Raw genomic sequence first — 18,809 nt, forward strand, 5'->3', positions numbered from 1 at the left:
CCGGCATGCTCGGCCAGGACGTCCTGGCCGTCCTCAAGGACGCCGGCATCGCGGCGACGGGCCTGCGCCGCACCGACCTCGACATCACCGACCCGGCCGCCGTCCGGGCCGCCGTCGAGGGCGCCGCCGTGGTCGTGAACTGTGCCGCCTGGACCGACGTCGACGGTGCGGAGAGCGCCGAAGAGGCCGCCACCGCCGTCAACGGCACCGGCGTACGCGTCCTGGCCGAGGCCTGCGCCGCGGCCGGAGCCCGCCTCCTGCACGTCTCCACCGACTACGTGCTGCCCGGCGACGCCGAGCAGCCGTACGCCGAGGACTCCGCGACCGGCCCGGTCAACGCGTACGGCCGCTCCAAGCTGGTCGGCGAGCAGGCCGTGGCCGAACTGCTGCCGCAGCACGGCTACGTGGTCCGCACCGCCTGGCTGTACGGCGAGCACGGCCCGAACTTCGTCGCCACCATGCTCAAGCTCGCCGCCCAGCGGGACACCCTCGACGTGGTCGACGACCAGCACGGCCAGCCCACTTGGTCCTACGCGCTGGCCGGCCGCCTCGTCGAGCTCGGGCAGGCCGCCCTGGCGGGCCGCGCCCCCGGCGGGGTCTACCACGGCACCGCGAGCGGCCGGACCACCTGGTTCGGGTTGGCCCGCGAGACCTACCGGCTGAGCGGCCTGGACCCCGAGCGGATCCGGCCCACCGACTCCTCCGCGTTCGTACGCCCCGCCGTCCGGCCGGCGTTCAGCGTGCTCGCGCACGACCGCTGGGCCGAGGCCGGCCTGCCCCCGCTCGCCGACTGGCGCGAGCAGCTGGCAGCGGCCCTGGCACTGCCCGCCTTCGCAGCGCCCGAGGGCGCGGACAGGAACGGCAGCTCGGGATGAAGAGCCTGCTGAGCAAGATCAGCGCGGCCCTGCCGCCGGGCACCGTTGCGGTGGCCGGCGGCACCGTCGTGCTCGGGGCGGCCTCGTACGTCCACCTCGGCGTGGCCGGCCACAGCCTGTCCACGGAAGCCATGGCGAACGTCTCGGTGCTGTGGACGATCGTGATGGCGATCGGGCTCGGCATCTTCTTCCCCATCGAGCAGGAGCTCACCCGGATCGTCGCCGCCCGCGCGGTCGACGGGCACGGAGCGGCCCCCGTCCTGCGCCGGGCCACCCTGCTCACCGCGGCGATCCTCGGCGCGACCCTGCTCGTGCTCACCGCCGCCGCCGGCCCCATCGCGGACCTGCTCTTCCACGGGGACCGGGCCCTGGTGGCGGCCCTCGGCGGTGCCTTCACCGGCATGGCCGTCTGCTACCTCACCCGCGGGGTACTGGCCGGCCTCGGCCGGTTCGGCGCGTACGGCACCCAGCTCGCCATCGACGGCGGGCTGCGGATCGTGCTCGCCTTCGGCTGCGCCGTGGTCGTACCGGACTCCGCGCTCGCCTTCAGCCTCGTACTGGCGCTGGCGCCGGTCATCGCCGCCCTGGTCACGCTGCCCGCACTGCTGCGCGTCGTCGAACCCGGCGAGGAGATCGCCTGGCGCGAGCTGACCTCCGGGCTGGGCCTGCTCATCTGCTCGACCCTGCTGTCCCAGGTCGTGGTCAACGCCTCCGTGATGAGCACCAAGCTGCTCGCGCCCACGGACAGCGTGCTGATCGCGGCCCTGCTGAACGCCCTGGTCCTGGCCCGGGTACCGCTCTTCGTCTTCGGCTCGCTCCAGGCCTCCCTGCTCAACGGGCTCAGCGCCGCGTTCCAGGCCGGCGACCGGGCCGCCTTCTCGGCGATGCTGCGCCGGATCGGCATGGTCGTCGGGGCACTCGGCCTGCTCGGCGGCATCCCCGCCACGGTGCTCGGACCCTGGCTGATCGGCGTGCTCTTCGGCGCAAAGCCGGCCCTGGGCTGCTTCGACTTCTTCCTGTTGTCCGCGGGGACCGTGGCGTACATGTTCGCGATGGTGCTCGGTCAGGCGCTGATGGTATTCAAGCGACACAACCTGCAGCTGCTCTGCTGGGCCGTCGGAACCGCCGTACTGGTCGGCGTCACCTTCGCCCCCGGTGACGTGGCTCTGCGTGTGATCCTGGCCTATGCTCTCGGCTCCGTCGCCACCGTCGTCGCTATGCTGACAGCGCTGAGACTGAAGTTCCCGGAAGCCGTTCCGGGAGCCGGCGACGCTCACGGGCGGACGGACGTCGCGAGCCCGCTGGGCGCCGGCGCAGCCGGGAAGTGACCGTGGCCGCCTCCGAAGTCCCTCAGATCCCCGAGCACTCGTATGTGCCACATTCCGCTGGAGCTACCGTGTCCCAATACGACGATGTCTGGCTGGTCATACCGGCCTATAACGAGGGCCAGGTGATCGCCGATGTCGTCGAGGGAGCGCGCAAGACCTTTCCGAACATAGTCGTCGTCGACGACGGCAGCTCGGACGACTCCGCGAAGCACATCGCCTCCACCGGTGCCCACCTGGTGCAGCACCCGGTCAACCTCGGCCAGGGCGCAGCCCTGCAGACCGGCCTGAAGTACGCCCTCTCCCAGCCGGGATCCCGCTACTTCGCCACGTTCGACGCGGACGGCCAGCACCAGACCCACGACGTCGAGAAGATGGTCGCCGTCCTGCGCTCCGACGAGGCCGACGTGGTGCTCGGCTCACGCTTCATCGAGCAGAACGGCCAGGTGCCGTGGATCAAGCGGGTCGTGCTGCGCACCGCCGCGGCCGTCAGCCCGACCGCCCGCAAGCTCAACCTCACCGACGCGCACAACGGCCTGCGCGTCCTGGGCCGCGCGGCTGCGGAGCAGGTGCAGATCACGCACAACGGCATGGCCCACGCCTCCGAGATCGTCGGCTACCTGGCCGGCTCCGGACTGCGCGTCGTCGAGGTCCCCGTGGACATCCTCTACACCGAGTACTCGCGCGCCAAGGGTCAGTCCCTGATCAACGGCGTCAACATCCTCTTCGACATCACCCTGCGGGAGCGTGGCCGCCGATGAAGTACTTCTGGATCCAGCTGGTGCTCATCCTGGGCTCCGTGTCGCTGGCCCTCATGTTCATACGCAACTGGGACCAGGCGAAGACCCGTGCCTGGAAGCGCATCGCCTTCTCGGTGTTCGTCCTCGTCAACGTGTACGCCGTCCTGCGGCCCACCGACGTGACCTGGCTGGCCCACCAGCTCGGCGTCGGCCGCGGCACCGACCTGGTGCTGTACGTGATGGTCCTGGCCATGGGCTTCCTCACGCTCAACACCTTCCTGCGCTTCCGCTCGCTCGAGAAGAAGATCACCGACCTGGCCCGGACGGTGGCGCTCAGCGAGGGCGCGCGCCACAACGACGAGCGCCTCGGCCCGGACGCCGTCCGTCAGCCCGCCCCGGTCGAGCCCGCCACCCCGGCCGAGCCCGAGGCGCCGGCCACCGAACCCGCAGACTCCGTCAAGGCCTGAGGAATCACCGTGGTGACCTTCGACTTCATGCTCCCCTACTACGGGGACGTCCAGCTGATGCAGGACGCGGTCCGCAGCATCCTGGCGCAGACGGACCCGGACTTCCGGCTCGTCGTGATCGACGACGGCAAGGAGCCGGACGTACCCGGCTGGTTCGCGGAGCTCGGCGACGAGCGGGTCCACTACACCCGCAACGAGCAGAACCTCGGCATCAACGAGAACTTCAAGAAGTGCGTGCACCTCTCCGAGGCCGACTACGTCGTCATCATGGGCTGTGACGACGTGCTCCACCCGAACTACCTGAAGACCGTACGGGGCCTGGCCGAGGCCCAGCCCGGCATCGGCATGATCCAGCCCGGCGTCGAGGTCATCGACGGCGAGGGCCGGGTCACCGCCGGTCTCGCCGACAACGTCAAGCGCAGGCTCTACGCCCCGCAGGTGAAGGGCAACCGCACCATGGCGGGCGAGGAGCTGGCCGTCAGCGTGCTGCGCGGGAACTGGCTGTACTTCCCGTCCATCGCCTGGCGCGGTGAGGCCCTGCGCAAGGTGAACTTCCAGTCCGAGTACTCGGTGGTCCAGGACCTCGCGCTCGTGGTCGACCTGCTCGAACTCGGCGAGGCCATGGTGATCGACGCCTCGGCCACCGTCTTCCAGTACCGCCGGCACGCCGTCAGCGAGTCCTCGGTGCAGGCCTTCACCGGCACCCGCTTCACCGAGCAGGCGCGTTACTTCGAGGCGGTCGCCGACCGGATGGAGGCCCGCGGCTGGCCCAAGGCCGCCCGCGCCGCCCGCATCCACAGTGCCTCCCGCTTCCACGCGATCACGATGCTCCCCGGCGCGCTGCGCCGCGGGAACCGCGAGGGTGCCAAGAACCTGGCCCGGCACGCTTTCACCTCCGGGCAGAGCTGAGCCTGCCCCGCAGTCCAACCAGAACAGGAAGTGCCCGGGGTGCAGTCGGGAACCGAAACGATCGACGCGGCCGGAGCGAGGGACGCGTCCGCCCCTGAACGGAGCGGCAAGCCCGCCGGGACCGAGCGGCTGCTCGCCCTGCGGGACTCCGCTCTGCGCCGGCGGTGGTTCTGGCCCGCGGCGCTGGTCACCGGGTACCTGACGCAGGTGCTGTTCCGGCTCTCCCTGGTGTGGGGCAACAGCTACCCCTCGGTCCACGCGGACGAGCCCTCGTACCTCGTCCTCGCCAGGGTGCTCGCGGGGCGGCCGACGACCGAGATGCCGGTCGGCTCGGTCATCCCCGGCGGCTACCCGCTGCTGCTCTCCCCGGCCCTGCGGATCGCGGACGACCCGGTCACCGCGTACCAGCTGGTCATGGGCATCAACACGCTGCTCAACGCGCTGGTCTTCCCCCTGGCCTACGTGGCCCTGCGCAGGCTCGACCTGCCCAGGGGGCTCTCGTTCCTGATCGCCACGGCGGCCGCGCTGATGCCGCCCGTGGTCTTCTACTCCGAGTTCGCGATGTCCGACACCGTGCTCCCGGTGGTCCTCCTCGGCTGGCTGATCACCCTGCACGGCTGGCTCAGCGAGGGCGAGCCGCGCCGCCGCACCTGGTACGGAGCGGGGGCCGGGCTGCTGGCCGGCTACTCCATGGCGGTGCACGACCGCGGCGGCGTGGTCGTGGCCATCACGGCGGCCGTGTTCCTGGGCGCCCTGGTCTTCAAGTGGGCGCCGCTGCGCTCCACGCTCGCCGCCTGGGGCGGCCTCGCCGTCTCCGTCCTGGGCGCCAAACTCCTCGCCACCTGGCTGGAGGCGCAGTTCAAGGACACCCCGCCGAGCTCGGTGGGCACGCAGGTGATGGACAACCTCGTGGAGCCCGAGCTGCTGCGCCGCACGGTGACCCGCACGATCGGGCAGCTCTGGTACTTCTCGGTCTCCTCCTGGGGCTTCGGCGCGATCGCCCTCGCCCTGTGCGTGTTCGCGGTGTTCAGCCCCCGCTTCACCCGGGCCTCGCGGGTGGTCTCCTTCGCGATGGTCGCGCTGCTGTGCGGGATCGCGCTCGCGGCGGCGGCCGGACTGCCCGGGGACAAGCGCATCGACAACTGGGTCTACGCCCGGTACCTGGCCGTGCTCGTGCCGGCGTTCTTCGTGGTCGGCGTCGCCGCGCTGTGGCGCGCACGGACCGGAGCCCTGCTGCGGCTGGTGCTGAGCGCGGTGGTGTTCACCGCGGTCACCGCCGAGTTCGTGATCGTGGTGGTCGGCAAGGGCCTCTACGCGCGCTGGATCATCCCGTGGGCCATGCCGGACGCGCTGTTCCTGGCCTCGGAGTGGACGAAGCTGCACATGTGGCGGACCATCGCAGGCGCCCTGCTGGTGCTCGCCGCCTGCGTGATGTTCCGGCTGGCCGGCGGACGCCGGGTGGTGTGGGCCGTGGCGGTGTCGCTGGCCCTGTTCGCCACGTACGCGACGACCACGGTCACCTCGAACGTGGCCGAGCCGCACCGGAAGATCCGCAAGTACCTGGCCACCGGCTTCACCCAGTCCGCGGAACTCAAGCCGGGGGAGAACCTGGTGATGGACGAGGACGTCGACTGGGGCCTGCGGATGGCCCAGGCGTACGAGGTGTACGACGGCCGGGTCTGGACGAGGAAGCTGGAGCACGGCGACCAGCCGCCGGCCGCGGCGGACGCGGCCGTACTGCGGCTGACCGCGAAGGACGCCAAGCCGGAGGACTCCTGGCCGGATGCCCCCCGGGGCTGGTACGTGGCCAAGGTGAACACGGTGCACGAATGGGTGCTCTGGCGCCACCGCTGAGGCCGCCGCTCGCCTCGTCCCGCCCGTCGGCCAGTAGCATCCGGGCGTTCGGGTGGGACGCCTGAGGTGCTCGGTACAGGGGTCGGGGACAAGTTGAGACTGGGTCGTGTGCGCGGTATGGCGCCGGCCGCCGCATTCGGTGTGGCGGCGGTGCTCGGGTTCCAGGGGGTGGCGGGCGGATCCGGCCCGGGCGCTTCCGAGACGAAGGCGCCGGGGGAGGCGCGGGGCAAGGCGAAGGCCTACGGCGCCGCGGCCGGTCAACCCGGCAAGGCGAAGACCGAGGTCGACCGGCTCGCCCTGAAGCCCGAGGGCTCCGGCGAGGCCGTGCTCGCCCAGCAGGACACGGACCTCTTCGGCCTCCTCGGGGTGTCCTGGACGGACCCCGAGGCCAGGGTGAACGGCGCCATCGAGGCCCGTTCCCGCAGCTCGGAGACCGGGAAGTGGTCCCGGTGGATCACCCTGGACCCGGTGCAGCCCGGGCTCGACGGCAAGCGCCTCGGCGCACCCGGCGCCACCGAGCCGGTGTGGGTCGGCCCGTCGAACGCTGCCGAGGTGCGCGTGAAGGGCGGCGCGGCCCTGCCGGCGGGCCTGACCCTGAACCTGGTGGACCCCGGCACCGCCGGCGCCGCCACGAAGAAGGGCGAGCCGCCCGCCCAACCGGCCGCCCTCGCCACGGAGGCGCTGCCGCCCGGACCGAATTCCACCGCACCGCAGCCCCCTGTGGTCACCCGGGTGGAGTGGCAGGCCGACGAGAGCCTGAACGACGAGGCCCCCGGCTACCTCCCCGGCGGCAGCGTCAAGGCCGCCTTCGTCCACCACACCGCGAGCGCGCAACCGTACGACTGCTCGCAGTCCGCGGCCATCGTGCGGGGCATCCACGAGTACCACGTGAAGGTCGAGCTGTGGCGCGACCTCGGCTACAACTTCCTGATCGACAAGTGCGGCACGATCTTCGAGGGCCGCAAGGGCGGCATCGACCAGCCCGTCCAGGGCGCACACACCCTCGGCTGGAACGCCGAGTCGATGGGCATCGCCGTCCTCGGCGACCACCAGACGGCGCAGCGGCTGAAGATCGCCAAGGTGAACGGCACGGTCCCCGAGCCGGGCGCGGCCGCCACGTTCGTTCCGGTCCCCCCGAAGCGGCTGATGGACACGCGCGCGGGCCTCGGCGTACCGAAGGCGAAGGTGGGCGCGCAGGGTGTGGTGACGCTCCCGGGAAGATCAGCTTCTACGACAACGACGGTACGGTCGATCTGATCGCGGACATCACCGGCTGCTTCGCCGAGTGACACGGGGTTCCGCAGGCGGGGGTGGGGGACATGGGGAAGAACGACGAGGGCATACCGGCCGTCTCCGACGAGGAGTGGGCGCAGTTCCTGGCACAGGCCGAGGCGGGCGCGGGGGAAGCCCCCAAGGAGCCGTCCGCGCGGGCGCGCATGGTGGCCGCGCGGCTGCGCGAGGAGGACGCCCGGCGCGGGTCCGCCGGGCCGCCCGCCTGGCGGGCCGGTGTCACCCGGCGGGAGCGGGGGAGGGGCGGGCGCCGGCTCAAGGCGGCCCTGGCCATCGCCTTCGTCGGCGCGCTCGCGCTGATCGCCGTACGGCCGGAGCTGGTCATCGACAAGCTCACCGGCGAGGCATCGCAGGACGCGAAGGCCGGGCAGCCGCTGCCGGCCGAGACGGCCCGCCCGACCGCCCCGCCCACCTCGGTGGACCCGGACCGGCCGACCCTCTCCGACCCCTTCCGGGGCTCCCCGGCCCTCCAGTGGGCCGACGGGGCCGCCGGCATCGAGGTCCCGGAGGCCCAAGCCGTCGGCGGCATGAGCAAGGAGAAGGTCGCCGACGCGCTGGCGAAGGCCAAGCAGTTCCTGGTCGCGGCCAACCTGGACCCGGCGACCCTGCGCGGTGAGCGCCCCGCGGTGGTGCTGGACCTGCTCGATCCCAAGCTGAAGCAGGGCCCGAGCAACCTGGAGCAGTCCCTGGCCGCCCCGAGCGCGGAGAACGACCCGCTGGAACTCGTCACCCGGGCCGAGCCGGCCGAACTGAAGCCCGTGGGCGACGTGGTCAAGGTCCGCGGCCGGATGTGGGTGGAGCCCGGCCAGGGGCCGGGTAGGGCCAGCGTGCTGGTCGACTACACGTTCGTGTACCCGTTCGTGAAGGCGGCGCCCGGCGCGGACGAGGTCAAGCGCACCATCGTGCGACGCGTGATCACCTTCTCCGTGGCCGACCCGCGCAAGTGGCAGTCCACCGAAGGCAAGCTCTGGCTCGACAAGGTCGACGTGGAACTGGCCAACAGCGCGTGTGACGTCCACGACGGATTCCTGCACCCCGTCTTCGACGAGGACGCTCCCACCGGGCCCACGCCCTCCGGCACCCCGATGGACCCGTACGACCGCAGCACGAGCCCGGAAGCCGGACCACAGACGGGATGCGGCGCGATTTCGCGCTCCTGAGAAGGCGCCGGACAAGGGACCGGGACCCCCGCCGCGTGGTGCAGTTTGACCACTCAGCGTGGCGGGGTATTCTCTTCCGCCCGATTGGCGCCATACGTGTCTCGTATGGCAGACTACTCAAGTTGCTCGGCCGTGTGCCGATGCTGCGCGCCTCCCGCCGGGAGGACCGGAAGCGAGTCCCACAGTACTCGTCGCCTTACCTGCCTCTCGGGGCAGCAATGGGGCGGACGTACGGGAATCTTCTGGGAAGCGTCAGCACGGTGCCTGCCAGGTACTCGGTGGGTGTTTGCCCCCGATCTGCGGTCTTGGGACCGCGCCCCCTTGGACGAGGGAATTTCCGTATGGGAATTTTCTGTAGAGGGAGCGCGACACGCCCGACCGCGTGGGTCGGAGGAGAGCAGCGGAGCGATCCGCAGCCGGCCGAGAACCAGAGCGTTTCCACAACAGACAGGACTACGGAGTAGCCATGGCGGGACAGAAGATCCGCATCCGGCTCAAGGCCTACGACCACGAGGTCATCGATTCGTCGGCGAAGAAGATCGTCGAGACGGTGACGCGCACTGGTGCGTCGGTCGCGGGCCCGGTGCCGCTGCCCACTGAGAAGAACGTGTACTGCGTCATCAAGTCGCCGCACAAGTACAAGGACTCGCGCGAGCACTTCGAGATGCGCACTCACAAGCGCCTGATCGACATCCTCGACCCGACGCCCAAGACCGTTGACTCGCTGATGCGCCTGGACCTTCCGGCCGGCGTTGACATCGAGATCAAGCTCTGAGAGGCACGGAGAAGATGGCAAAGCAGATCAAGGGCGTCCTGGGCGAGAAGCTCGGCATGACCCAGGTCTGGGACGAGAACAACCGTGTCGTCCCGGTGACCGTGGTCAAGGCCGGGCCCTGCGTTGTTACCCAGGTCCGTAAGAACGAGATCGATGGCTACGAGTCGGTCCAGATCGCCTTCGGCGAGATCGACCCGCGCAAGGTGAACAAGCCCCTCAAGGGTCACTTCGCCAAGGCCGACGTCACCCCCCGCCGCCACCTGGTGGAGCTCCGTACCTCCGACGCCAGCGAGTACACGCTCGGCCAGGAGATCACGGCTGCCGTGTTCGAGTCCGGCGTCAAGGTTGACGTCACGGGCAACAGCAAGGGCAAGGGCTTCGCCGGTGTCATGAAGCGTCACAACTTCAAGGGCCTCGGCGCCGGGCACGGCGTCCAGCGCAAGCACCGCTCCCCCGGTTCGATCGGTGGCTGCGCCACCCCTGGGCGTGTCTTCAAGGGCATGCGCATGGCCGGTCGTATGGGCAACGAGCGCGTCACCACCCAGAACCTGACCATCCACGCGGTTGACGCGGAGAAGGGTCTGCTCCTCATCAAGGGCGCGGTCCCCGGTCCGAACGGCGGCCTCGTCCTGGTCCGTACCGCGGCCAAGGGGGCTTGAGGTAATGAGCACCATTGACATCCTTTCGCCGGCAGGCGACAAGGCCGGTACCGTCGAGCTCCCCGCGGAGATCTTCGACGCGAAGACCAGCGTTCCGCTGATCCACCAGGTCGTTGTCGCTCAGCTGGCTGCTGCCCGTCAGGGCACGCACAAGACCAAGCGTCGTGGCGAAGTCCGTGGTGGTGGCCGCAAGCCGTACCGCCAGAAGGGCACCGGCCGCGCTCGCCAGGGTTCCACCCGCGCTCCGCAGTTCGTCGGCGGTGGCGTCGTCCACGGCCCGCAGCCGCGTGACTACTCGCAGCGGACCCCGAAGAAGATGAAGGCCGCCGCCCTCCGCGGTGCCCTCTCGGACCGTGCGCGTCACTCCCGCATCCACGTCGTCACCGGCGTGGTCGAGGGTGCCGCCTCCACGAAGGCCGCCAAGACGCTGTTCGGCAAGATCTCGGAGCGCAAGAACGTGCTCCTGGTCGTCGAGCGCGCCGACGAGGCTGCGTGGCTGTCCGCCCGCAACCTGCCCCAGGTGCACATCCTGGAGCCGGGCCAGCTGAACACGTACGACGTGATCGTCTCTGACGACGTGGTCTTCACTCAGGCCGCTTTCGAGTCCTTCGTGTCTGGCCCCAAGGCCGATGAGACCGAAGGGAGCGACGCCTGATGTCTGAGGCGACCGTTACCAGCAAGACCTTCACTGACCCGCGCGACCTGCTGATCAAGCCGGTTGTCTCGGAGAAGAGCTACGCGCTGCTGGACGAGAACAAGTACACGTTCATCGTCGCGCCCGGCTCCAACAAGACCCAGATCAAGCAGGCCGTCGAGGCGGTCTTCGGGGTCAAGGTCACCGGGGTCAACACGATCAACCGTCAGGGTAAGCGCAAGCGCACCAAGACCGGTTTCGGCAAGCGCGCTGACACCAAGCGCGCCATCGTGACCCTCGCTGAGGGCGACCGAATCGACATCTTCGGCGGCCAGGCCTCCTAACGGAGGTCTAGTCGTCCGGAATCGGACGAGGACTGAGAAATGGGTATCCGCAAGTACAAGCCGACGACCCCGGGCCGTCGTGGCTCCAGCGTCGCCGACTTTGTCGAGATCACGCGGTCCACGCCGGAGAAGTCGCTGGTCCGCCCCCTGCACAGCAAGGGCGGCCGTAACAACACCGGTCGGATCACGGTTCGACACCAGGGTGGCGGCCACAAGCGCGCCTACCGTGTGATCGACTTCCGTCGTCACGACAAGGACGGCGTGCCGGCGAAGGTCGCGCACATCGAGTACGACCCCAACCGCACTGCGCGCATCGCGCTCCTGCACTACGCCGACGGTGAGAAGCGCTACATCATTGCGCCGAAGAACCTGAAGCAGGGCGACCGGATTGAGAACGGCCCCACGGCCGACATCAAGCCCGGTAACAACCTGGCGCTCCGCAACATCCCGGTCGGTACCACGATCCACGCGATCGAGCTCCGTCCCGGTGGCGGCGCCAAGTTCGCCCGCTCCGCTGGTGCCTCCGTGCAGCTGCTGGCGAAGGAGGGCACCATGGCCCACCTTCGTATGCCGTCCGGTGAAATCCGTCTCGTCGACGCGCGCTGCCGCGCGACCGTCGGTGAGGTCGGCAACGCCGAGCAGTCGAACATCAACTGGGGCAAGGCCGGCCGCATGCGCTGGAAGGGCGTTCGCCCCTCCGTCCGCGGTGTCGCGATGAACCCGGTCGACCACCCGCACGGTGGTGGTGAGGGTAAGACCTCCGGTGGTCGTCACCCGGTCTCCCCGTGGGGTCAGAAGGAGGGTCGTACTCGCTCGCCGAAGAAGGCTTCGAGCAAGTACATCGTCCGCCGCCGCAAGACGAACAAGAAGCGCTAGGAGCGGGTTTAGATGCCGCGCAGTCTCAAGAAGGGACCCTTCGTCGACGGACACCTCATCAAGAAGGTGGACGTACAGAACGAAGCCGGTACCAAGAACGTCATCAAGACCTGGTCCCGTCGCTCGATGATCATCCCGGCCATGCTGGGTCACACCATCGCGGTGCACAACGGCAAGATCCACGTCCCGGTGTTCGTCACCGAGTCGATGGTCGGCCACAAGCTCGGCGAGTTCTCGCCGACTCGCACCTTCCGCGGCCACGTCAAGGACGACCGGAAGTCGAAGCGCCGCTAAAGGCGGGGTGGTTACGACTATGACTTACACCGAAGGGACAACCATGGAAGCCAGGGCCCAGGCGCGGTACATCCGCGTCACGCCCATGAAGGCCCGCCGAGTGGTGGACCTTATCCGTGGCATGGATGCCACGGAGGCTCAGGCGGTCCTGCGTTTCGCCCCGCAGGCCGCGAGCGTGCCGGTTGGCAAGGTGCTCGACAGCGCCATTGCCAACGCCGCACACAACTACAACCACCCGGACGCCTCCACGCTGGTCATCAGCGAGGCGTACGTGGACGAGGGCCCGACCCTGAAGCGGTTCCGTCCGCGTGCCCAGGGCCGTGCCTACCGGATCCGCAAGCGGACCAGCCACATCACCGTGGTCGTCAGCAGCAAGGAAGGTTCCCGGTAATGGGCCAGAAGGTAAACCCGCACGGGTTCCGGCTCGGCATCACCACCGACTTCAAGTCGCGTTGGTACGCCGACAAGCTGTACAAGGACTACGTCAAGGAAGACGTCGCCATCCGCAGGATGATGACGTCCGGCATGGAGCGCGCCGGCATCTCGAAGGTTGAGATCGAGCGCACCCGTGACCGCGTGCGTGTGGACATCCACACCGCTCGTCCGGGCATCGTCATCGGTCGCCGTGGCGCCGAGGCCGACCGCATCCGCGGTGACCTCGAGAAGCTCACGGGCAAGCAGGTCCAGCTGAACATCCTCGAGGTCAAGAACCCCGAGGTCGACGCTCAGCTGGTTGCCCAGGCCGTTGCCGAGCAGCTCTCCTCCCGCGTCTCCTTCCGTCGCGCCATGCGTAAGAGCATGCAGGGCACGATGAAGGCCGGCGCCAAGGGCATCAAGATCCAGTGTGGCGGTCGCCTCGGCGGCGCCGAGATGTCCCGCTCCGAGTTCTACCGCGAAGGCCGTGTGCCGCTGCACACCCTCCGCGCGAACGTGGACTACGGCTTCTTCGAGGCCAAGACCACCTTCGGTCGTATCGGTGTGAAGGTCTGGATCTACAAGGGCGACGTCAAGAACATCGCCGAGGTTCGCGCCGAGAACGCTGCGGCCCGTGCGGGTAACCGCCCGGCCCGTGGTGCCGCCGGCGCTGGCGACCGTCCCGCAGGCCGTGGTGGCCGTGGTGGCGAGCGCGGCGGCCGTGGTGGCCGCAAGCCGCAGCAGGCTGTTGGTGCCGAGGCCCCCAAGGCCGACGCTCCCGCCGCCGCTCCGGCTGAGAGCACCGGAACGGAGGCCTGACCGACATGCTGATCCCTCGTAGGGTCAAGCACCGCAAGCAGCACCACCCGAAGCGCCGCGGTATGGCCAAGGGCGGTACTGAGGTCTCGTTCGGCGAGTACGGCATCCAGGCGCTTACCCCCGCCTACGTGACGAACCGCCAGATCGAGGCGGCTCGTATCGCGATGACCCGCCACATCAAGCGTGGCGGCAAGGTCTGGATCAACATTTACCCGGACCGTCCCCTGACGAAGAAGCCTGCCGAGACCCGCATGGGTTCCGGTAAGGGTTCTCCCGAGTGGTGGATCGCGAACGTGCACCCGGGCCGGGTCATGTTCGAGCTGTCCTACCCGAACGAGAAGATTGCTCGTGAGGCGCTCACCCGCGCTGCTCACAAGCTTCCGATGAAGTGCCGGATTGTTCGGCGCGAGGCAGGTGAGTCGTGATGGCGACGGGAACCAAGGCGTCCGAGCTGCGTGAGCTCGGTAACGAGGAGCTCGTTGGCAAGCTGCGCGAGGCCAAGGAAGAGCTGTTCAAGCTGCGCTTCCAGGCGGCCACGGGTCAGCTGGAGAACAACGGCCGGCTCAAGTCCGTCCGTAAGGACATCGCTCGCATCTACACCCTGATGCACGAGCGTGAGCTCGGTATCGAGACGGTGGAGAGCGCCTGATGAGCGAGAAGAACGTGACTGAGACGACTGACCGCGGCTTCCGCAAGACCCGTGAGGGTCTTGTCGTCAGCGACAAGATGGACAAGACCGTCGTCGTCGCTGTCGAGGACCGCGTGAAGCACGCTCTGTACGGCAAGGTCATCCGCCGTACGAACAAGCTCAAGGCGCACGACGAGCAGAACGCTGCCGGCGTCGGCGACCGCGTCCTCATCATGGAGACGCGTCCGCTGTCGGCGAGCAAGCGCTGGCGCATCGTCGAGATCCTCGAGAAGGCCAAGTAATTATCTGAGGCCCTGGGCATCAAGCCCAGGGGCCCCTCAGGTTCGTTCCGCCAGGCTCGGTGGGGGCGGTAGCTCTTCGGAGTGATGCCCCCGCCGGGAACCGGCAGACAAACAGGAGATAGACGTGATCCAGCAGGAGTCGCGACTGCGTGTCGCCGACAACACTGGTGCCAAGGAGATCCTTTGCATCCGTGTTCTCGGTGGTTCCGGTCGCCGCTACGCGGGCATCGGTGACGTCATCGTTGCCACCGTCAAGGACGCGATCCCCGGTGGCAACGTGAAGAAGGGTGACGTCGTCAAGGCGGTCATCGTTCGCACCGTGAAGGAACGCCGCCGCCAGGACGGCTCGTACATCCGCTTCGACGAGAACGCCGCCGTCATTCTGAAGAACGACGGCGACCCTCGCGGCACCCGTATCTTCGGCCCGGTGGGCCGTGAGCTGCGCGAGAAGAAGTTCATGAAGATCATCTCGCTCGCGCCGGAGGTGCTGTAAGCATGAAGATCAAGAAGGGCGACCTGGTTCAGGTCATCACCGGTAAGGACAAGGGCAAGCAGGGCAAGGTCATTCTGGCCATCCCTACTGAGAACCGTGTCCTCGTCGAGGGTGTCAACCGGGTCAAGAAGCACACCAAGGCCGGCCAGACCGCTGGTGGCTCGCAGACCGGTGGCATCGTGATCACCGAGGCGCCGATCCACGTCAGCAACGTTCAGCTGGTTGTGGAGAAGGACGGCCAGAAGGTCGTTACCCGCGTCGGTTTCCGCTTCGATGACGAGGGCAACAAGATCCGCGTTGCCAAGCGGACGGGTGAGGACATCTGATGGCTACCACTCCGCGTCTCAAGACGAAGTACCGCGAGGACATCGCGGGCAAGCTGCGTGAAGAGTTCTCCTACGAGAACGTCATGCAGATTCCCGGCCTCGTGAAGATCGTGGTCAACATGGGTGTGGGCGACGCCGCCCGCGACTCCAAGCTGATCGACGGCGCCATCAAGGACCTGACGACGATCACCGGTCAGAAGCCGGCCGTCACGAAGGCCCGCAAGTCCATCGCGCAGTTCAAGCTGCGCGAGGGTCAGCCGATCGGCTGCCACGTCACCCTCCGTGGTGACCGCATGTGGGAGTTCCTGGACCGTACGCTGTCGCTCGCGCTGCCGCGTATCCGTGACTTCCGTGGTCTGTCGCCGAAGCAGTTCGACGGCCGTGGCAACTACACCTTCGGTCTCACGGAGCAGGTCATGTTCCACGAGATCGACCAGGACAAGATCGACCGTACCCGGGGTATGGACATCACCGTGGTCACCACGGCGACCAACGACGATGAGGGCCGCGCCCTCCTTCGTCACCTCGGCTTCCCCTTCAAGGAGGCGTAAGCGAGATGGCGAAGAAGGCTCTCATCGCGAAGGCTGCCCGCAAGCCCAAGTTCGGTGTGCGTGCGTACACCCGCTGCCAGCGCTGCGGTCGCCCCCACTCCGTGTACCGCAAGTTCGGCCTGTGCCGCGTCTGCCTTCGTGAGATGGCTCACCGTGGCGAGCTGCCGGGCGTGACCAAGAGCTCCTGGTAATTCCCTCTCGTCCGCAAGGACTTGGGAACTTCCAGGCACTCTCGGTAAGCATCTGGTCGGCGGATGCCCGGCCGCGCATGCCTTAGGCTTGTGTGGTTGGGCGTCCGCCGCCCATAACGACTTACTACGCCGTAGGTCCCCGCACCGCACCCGTCCCGCCACTGAGTGGGGAGAGGGATGGCGCATACAGGAAACCCCGGCGAGAGAGGCCGAAGGCCACTTCATGACCATGACTGACCCGATCGCAGACATGCTCACGCGTCTGCGTAACGCTAACTCGGCGTACCACGACTCCGTCGTGATGCCGCACAGCAAGATCAAGTCGCACATCGCAGAAATCCTCAAGCAGGAGGGTTTCATCACCGGCTGGAAGGTCGAGGACGCCGAGGTCGGCAAGAACCTCGTCCTCGAGCTGAAGTTCGGCCCGAACCGCGAGCGCTCCATTGCGGGCATCAAGCGGATCTCGAAGCCCGGTCTGCGTGTGTACGCAAAGTCCACCAACCTGCCGAAGGTGCTCGGCGGCCTGGGCGTGGCGATCATCTCCACGTCCCACGGTCTGCTCACCGGCCAGCAGGCAGGCAAGAAGGGCGTAGGTGGGGAAGTCCTCGCCTACGTCTGGTAGTCGGGAACGGAGGAAAAGCAATGTCGCGAATCGGCAAGCTCCCCATCCAGGTTCCCGCCGGTGTGGACGTCACCATCGACGGCCAGGCTGTGGCTGTGAAGGGCCCCAAGGGTTCCCTCGCGCTCACGGTCAAGGCGCCGATCGAGATCGTCAAGGGTGAGGACGGCGTTCTCAACGTCACCCGCCCCAACGACGAGCGTCAGAACAAGGCCCTGCACGGCCTGTCCCGCACGCTGGTGGCGAACATGATCACCGGCGTGACCACGGGTTACGTCAAGGCTCTTGAGATCAGCGGTGTCGGTTACCGCGTCGCCGCGAAGGGCTCCAACCTGGAGTTCCAGCTTGGCTACAGCCACCCGATCCTGATCGAGGCGCCCGAGGGCATCTCCTTCAAGGTCGAGTCGCCCACCAAGTTCTCGGTCGAGGGCATCGACAAGCAGAAGGTCGGCGAGGTCGCCGCCAACATCCGCAAGCTGCGGAAGCCCGACCCGTACAAGGCCAAGGGTGTCAAGTACGCCGGCGAAGTCATCCGCCGCAAGGTCGGAAAGGCTGGTAAGTAGCCATGGCATACGGTGTAAAGATCGCCAAGGGCGACGCGTACAAGCGTGCCGCCAAGGCCCGCCGCCACATCCGCATCCGCAAGAACGTCTCGGGTACGGCGGAGCGTCCGCGCCTCGTCGTGACGCGTTCCAACCGCAACATCGTTGCTCAGGTCATCGACGACCTCCAGGGTCACACCCTGGCGTCCGCGTCGACCCTGGACGCTTCGATCCGTGGTGGCGAAGGCGACAAGAGCTCGCAGGCCCAGGCCGTCGGCGCACTCGTCGCCGAGCGTGCCAAGGCTGCGGGTGTCGAGACCGTCGTGTTCGACCGCGGTGGCAACCGATACGCCGGGCGCATTGCCGCTCTGGCTGACGCCGCCCGCGAAGCCGGGCTGAAGTTCTAAGCCCCGTTTTCCGGGACTCACGGACGTAACAGAGAGAGGTAATCCAATGGCTGGACCCCAGCGCCGCGGAAGCGGTGCCGGTGGCGGCGAGCGGCGGGACCGGAAGGGTCGCGACGGTGGCCCTGCCGCCGAGAAGACCGCTTACGTTGAGCGCGTTGTCGCGATCAACCGCGTCGCCAAGGTTGTCAAGGGTGGTCGCCGCTTCAGCTTCACCGCGCTGGTCGTGGTGGGCGACGGTGACGGCACTGTAGGTGTCGGTTACGGCAAGGCCAAGGAAGTTCCCGCGGCCATTGCCAAGGGTGTCGAGGAAGCCAAGAAGTCCTTCTTCAAGGTTCCGCGCATCCAGGGCACCATTCCTCACCCGATCACGGGTGAGCGTGCCGCGGGCGTCGTGCTGCTGAAGCCGGCCGCCCCCGGTACCGGTGTTATCGCCGGTGGCCCGGTGCGCGCCGTTCTGGAGTGCGCCGGCGTTCACGACATCCTGTCGAAGTCGCTTGGTTCTTCCAACGCGATCAACATCGTGCACGCGACCGTGGCGGCCCTCAAGGGCCTGCAGCGTCCCGAGGAGATCGCGGCTCGCCGTGGTCTGCCCCTCGAGGACGTCGCCCCCGCGGCTCTGCTCCGTGCACGTGCTGGGGCGGGTGCGTAATGGCTCGCCTCAAGGTCACGCAGATCAAGTCGTACATCGGCAGCAAGCAGAACCACCGTGACACGCTGCGTTCGCTCGGGCTCAAGCGCCTGAACGACGTCGTCGTCAAGGAGGACCGCCCCGAGTTCCGCGGAATGGTTCACACCGTCCGCCACCTCGTGACGGTTGAGGAGGTTGACTAACATGGCTGAGAGCAGCCCGCTGAAGGCCCACAACCTCCGTCCCGCCCCCGGCGCCAAGACCGCGAAGACCCGTGTCGGTCGTGGTGAGGCGTCGAAGGGTAAGACGGCCGGTCGTGGTACGAAGGGCCAGAAGGCCCGTTACCAGATCCCGCAGCGCTTCGAGGGCGGGCAGATGCCCCTCCACATGCGTCTGCCGAAGCTCAAGGGCTTCAAGAACCCGTTCCGCACCGAGTTCCAGGTCGTGAACCTGGACAAGCTCGGCGCTCTCTACCCCGAGGGTGGAGAAGTCACGGTGGCCGACCTGGTCGCCAAGGGCGCGGTTCGCAAGAACAGCCTCGTCAAGGTCCTGGGCCAGGGCGAGATCTCCGTGGCGCTGCAGGTTTCGGTTGACGCCGTTTCCGGCTCCGCCAAGGAGAAGATTGCCGCCGCTGGTGGCTCTGTGACCGAGCTCGTCTAAGACGAACTCAGTGACAAATAGCTAGAA

General features: G+C 68.1%; 29 protein-coding genes. All 29 read left to right on the forward strand.

Annotated elements, in window-relative coordinates; all coding sequences use genetic code 11:
* Window positions 1–5 precede the first annotated feature (5 nt).
* The 29 genes from rfbD (at window position 6) to rplO (ending at window position 18,782) form a co-directional block, all read left to right on the forward strand.
* Window positions 6–875 carry a dTDP-4-dehydrorhamnose reductase gene (gene rfbD / locus ACFVX6_RS11155; RefSeq protein WP_389690134.1) on the forward strand — a complete coding sequence of 290 codons (870 nt, stop codon included), beginning with the start codon at window positions 6–8 and terminating at the stop codon, window positions 873–875.
* Complete coding sequence (locus tag ACFVX6_RS11160; RefSeq protein ID WP_389690100.1) at window positions 872–2,203, forward strand: lipopolysaccharide biosynthesis protein; 1,332 nt, start codon at window positions 872–874, stop codon at window positions 2,201–2,203. Before rfbD ends, ACFVX6_RS11160 begins: the two co-directional genes overlap by 4 nt.
* 68 nt (window positions 2,204–2,271) lie before the next feature.
* Window positions 2,272–2,961, forward strand: a complete 690-nt coding sequence (locus ACFVX6_RS11165) for a glycosyltransferase family 2 protein (protein WP_389690102.1) — start codon at window positions 2,272–2,274, stop codon at window positions 2,959–2,961.
* Entirely contained in the window at window positions 2,958–3,407 is a 450-nt protein-coding gene (locus tag ACFVX6_RS11170) for a DUF2304 domain-containing protein (RefSeq protein ID WP_389690104.1), read from the forward strand. Before ACFVX6_RS11165 ends, ACFVX6_RS11170 begins: the two co-directional genes overlap by 4 nt.
* A gap of 9 nt (window positions 3,408–3,416) precedes the next feature.
* Window positions 3,417–4,316, forward strand: coding sequence for a glycosyltransferase family 2 protein (locus tag ACFVX6_RS11175; RefSeq protein ID WP_389690106.1), 900 nt, complete (start codon window positions 3,417–3,419; stop codon window positions 4,314–4,316).
* 39 nt (window positions 4,317–4,355) lie between these two features.
* Entirely contained in the window at window positions 4,356–6,170 is a 1,815-nt protein-coding gene (locus ACFVX6_RS11180) for a hypothetical protein (RefSeq protein WP_389690108.1), read from the forward strand.
* A 117-nt stretch (window positions 6,171–6,287) separates the two neighbouring features.
* Window positions 6,288–7,427: an N-acetylmuramoyl-L-alanine amidase gene (locus tag ACFVX6_RS11185; RefSeq protein WP_389690136.1), complete on the forward strand. Its 1,140-nt coding sequence runs from the start codon at window positions 6,288–6,290 to the stop codon at window positions 7,425–7,427.
* A gap of 62 nt (window positions 7,428–7,489) precedes the next feature.
* Window positions 7,490–8,620, forward strand: a complete 1,131-nt coding sequence (locus ACFVX6_RS11190) for a hypothetical protein (protein WP_389690110.1) — start codon at window positions 7,490–7,492, stop codon at window positions 8,618–8,620.
* A gap of 466 nt (window positions 8,621–9,086) precedes the next feature.
* Window positions 9,087–9,395 carry a 30S ribosomal protein S10 gene (rpsJ, locus tag ACFVX6_RS11195; protein ID WP_003948644.1) on the forward strand — a complete coding sequence of 103 codons (309 nt, stop codon included), beginning with the start codon at window positions 9,087–9,089 and terminating at the stop codon, window positions 9,393–9,395.
* A gap of 14 nt (window positions 9,396–9,409) precedes the next feature.
* Window positions 9,410–10,054 (forward strand): 50S ribosomal protein L3, encoded by a 645-nt coding sequence (gene rplC, locus ACFVX6_RS11200; protein WP_112447750.1) that lies wholly within the window; start codon window positions 9,410–9,412, stop codon window positions 10,052–10,054.
* Between the two features lie 4 nt (window positions 10,055–10,058).
* Window positions 10,059–10,709 (forward strand): 50S ribosomal protein L4, encoded by a 651-nt coding sequence (gene rplD, locus ACFVX6_RS11205; RefSeq protein ID WP_327254486.1) that lies wholly within the window; start codon window positions 10,059–10,061, stop codon window positions 10,707–10,709.
* A complete protein-coding gene (gene rplW, locus ACFVX6_RS11210) occupies window positions 10,709–11,032 on the forward strand; it encodes a 50S ribosomal protein L23 (protein WP_030154694.1) in 324 nt (107 codons plus the stop codon). The genes rplD and rplW overlap by 1 nt, the downstream gene beginning before the upstream one ends.
* A 39-nt stretch (window positions 11,033–11,071) precedes the next feature.
* The gene (rplB, locus tag ACFVX6_RS11215; RefSeq protein WP_112447748.1) at window positions 11,072–11,908 is read left to right on the forward strand and encodes a 50S ribosomal protein L2; all 837 of its coding nucleotides are present in this window, start codon (window positions 11,072–11,074) and stop codon (window positions 11,906–11,908) included.
* 12 nt (window positions 11,909–11,920) lie between these two features.
* Window positions 11,921–12,202 (forward strand): 30S ribosomal protein S19, encoded by a 282-nt coding sequence (rpsS, locus tag ACFVX6_RS11220; RefSeq protein WP_023539342.1) that lies wholly within the window; start codon window positions 11,921–11,923, stop codon window positions 12,200–12,202.
* Window positions 12,203–12,245: 43 nt separating this feature from the next.
* Window positions 12,246–12,593, forward strand: coding sequence for a 50S ribosomal protein L22 (gene rplV, locus ACFVX6_RS11225; protein ID WP_007265904.1), 348 nt, complete (start codon window positions 12,246–12,248; stop codon window positions 12,591–12,593).
* On the forward strand, window positions 12,593–13,435 hold the full coding sequence (gene rpsC, locus ACFVX6_RS11230; protein WP_266955875.1) for a 30S ribosomal protein S3: 843 nt from the start codon (window positions 12,593–12,595) through the stop codon (window positions 13,433–13,435). The genes rplV and rpsC overlap by 1 nt, the downstream gene beginning before the upstream one ends.
* Window positions 13,436–13,440: 5 nt before the next feature.
* Window positions 13,441–13,860 (forward strand): 50S ribosomal protein L16, encoded by a 420-nt coding sequence (gene rplP, locus ACFVX6_RS11235; RefSeq protein ID WP_030026326.1) that lies wholly within the window; start codon window positions 13,441–13,443, stop codon window positions 13,858–13,860.
* Window positions 13,860–14,084 carry a 50S ribosomal protein L29 gene (gene rpmC, locus ACFVX6_RS11240; protein WP_008739703.1) on the forward strand — a complete coding sequence of 75 codons (225 nt, stop codon included), beginning with the start codon at window positions 13,860–13,862 and terminating at the stop codon, window positions 14,082–14,084. The genes rplP and rpmC overlap by 1 nt, the downstream gene beginning before the upstream one ends.
* Window positions 14,084–14,365 carry a 30S ribosomal protein S17 gene (gene rpsQ / locus ACFVX6_RS11245; RefSeq protein ID WP_243333368.1) on the forward strand — a complete coding sequence of 94 codons (282 nt, stop codon included), beginning with the start codon at window positions 14,084–14,086 and terminating at the stop codon, window positions 14,363–14,365. Before rpmC ends, rpsQ begins: the two co-directional genes overlap by 1 nt.
* Before the next feature lie 124 nt (window positions 14,366–14,489).
* The gene (gene rplN, locus ACFVX6_RS11250) at window positions 14,490–14,858 is read left to right on the forward strand and encodes a 50S ribosomal protein L14 (protein ID WP_003956455.1); all 369 of its coding nucleotides are present in this window, start codon (window positions 14,490–14,492) and stop codon (window positions 14,856–14,858) included.
* Between the two features lie 2 nt (window positions 14,859–14,860).
* Complete coding sequence (rplX, locus tag ACFVX6_RS11255) at window positions 14,861–15,184, forward strand: 50S ribosomal protein L24 (protein WP_215023444.1); 324 nt, start codon at window positions 14,861–14,863, stop codon at window positions 15,182–15,184.
* The gene (gene rplE, locus ACFVX6_RS11260; protein ID WP_030388859.1) at window positions 15,184–15,735 is read left to right on the forward strand and encodes a 50S ribosomal protein L5; all 552 of its coding nucleotides are present in this window, start codon (window positions 15,184–15,186) and stop codon (window positions 15,733–15,735) included. The genes rplX and rplE overlap by 1 nt, the downstream gene beginning before the upstream one ends.
* Before the next feature lie 5 nt (window positions 15,736–15,740).
* Window positions 15,741–15,926 (forward strand): type Z 30S ribosomal protein S14, encoded by a 186-nt coding sequence (locus ACFVX6_RS11265; protein ID WP_003956452.1) that lies wholly within the window; start codon window positions 15,741–15,743, stop codon window positions 15,924–15,926.
* Between the two features lie 223 nt (window positions 15,927–16,149).
* The gene (gene rpsH / locus ACFVX6_RS11270) at window positions 16,150–16,548 is read left to right on the forward strand and encodes a 30S ribosomal protein S8 (protein WP_008739698.1); all 399 of its coding nucleotides are present in this window, start codon (window positions 16,150–16,152) and stop codon (window positions 16,546–16,548) included.
* A 20-nt stretch (window positions 16,549–16,568) separates the two neighbouring features.
* On the forward strand, window positions 16,569–17,108 hold the full coding sequence (gene rplF / locus ACFVX6_RS11275; protein ID WP_243333369.1) for a 50S ribosomal protein L6: 540 nt from the start codon (window positions 16,569–16,571) through the stop codon (window positions 17,106–17,108).
* Window positions 17,109–17,110: 2 nt separating this feature from the next.
* Window positions 17,111–17,494, forward strand: a complete 384-nt coding sequence (rplR, locus tag ACFVX6_RS11280; RefSeq protein ID WP_030008471.1) for a 50S ribosomal protein L18 — start codon at window positions 17,111–17,113, stop codon at window positions 17,492–17,494.
* Between the two features lie 46 nt (window positions 17,495–17,540).
* Window positions 17,541–18,143: a 30S ribosomal protein S5 gene (gene rpsE / locus ACFVX6_RS11285; protein WP_008739695.1), complete on the forward strand. Its 603-nt coding sequence runs from the start codon at window positions 17,541–17,543 to the stop codon at window positions 18,141–18,143.
* Complete coding sequence (gene rpmD / locus ACFVX6_RS11290) at window positions 18,143–18,325, forward strand: 50S ribosomal protein L30 (protein WP_112447741.1); 183 nt, start codon at window positions 18,143–18,145, stop codon at window positions 18,323–18,325. The genes rpsE and rpmD overlap by 1 nt, the downstream gene beginning before the upstream one ends.
* A 1-nt stretch (window position 18,326) precedes the next feature.
* Window positions 18,327–18,782, forward strand: coding sequence for a 50S ribosomal protein L15 (rplO, locus tag ACFVX6_RS11295; RefSeq protein ID WP_243333371.1), 456 nt, complete (start codon window positions 18,327–18,329; stop codon window positions 18,780–18,782).
* Window positions 18,783–18,809 lie beyond the last annotated feature (27 nt).

Source organism: Streptomyces sp. NPDC058289 (genome assembly GCF_042880975.1).
Taxonomy (GTDB): Bacteria; Actinomycetota; Actinomycetes; order Streptomycetales; family Streptomycetaceae; genus Streptomyces; species Streptomyces stoeckheimensis.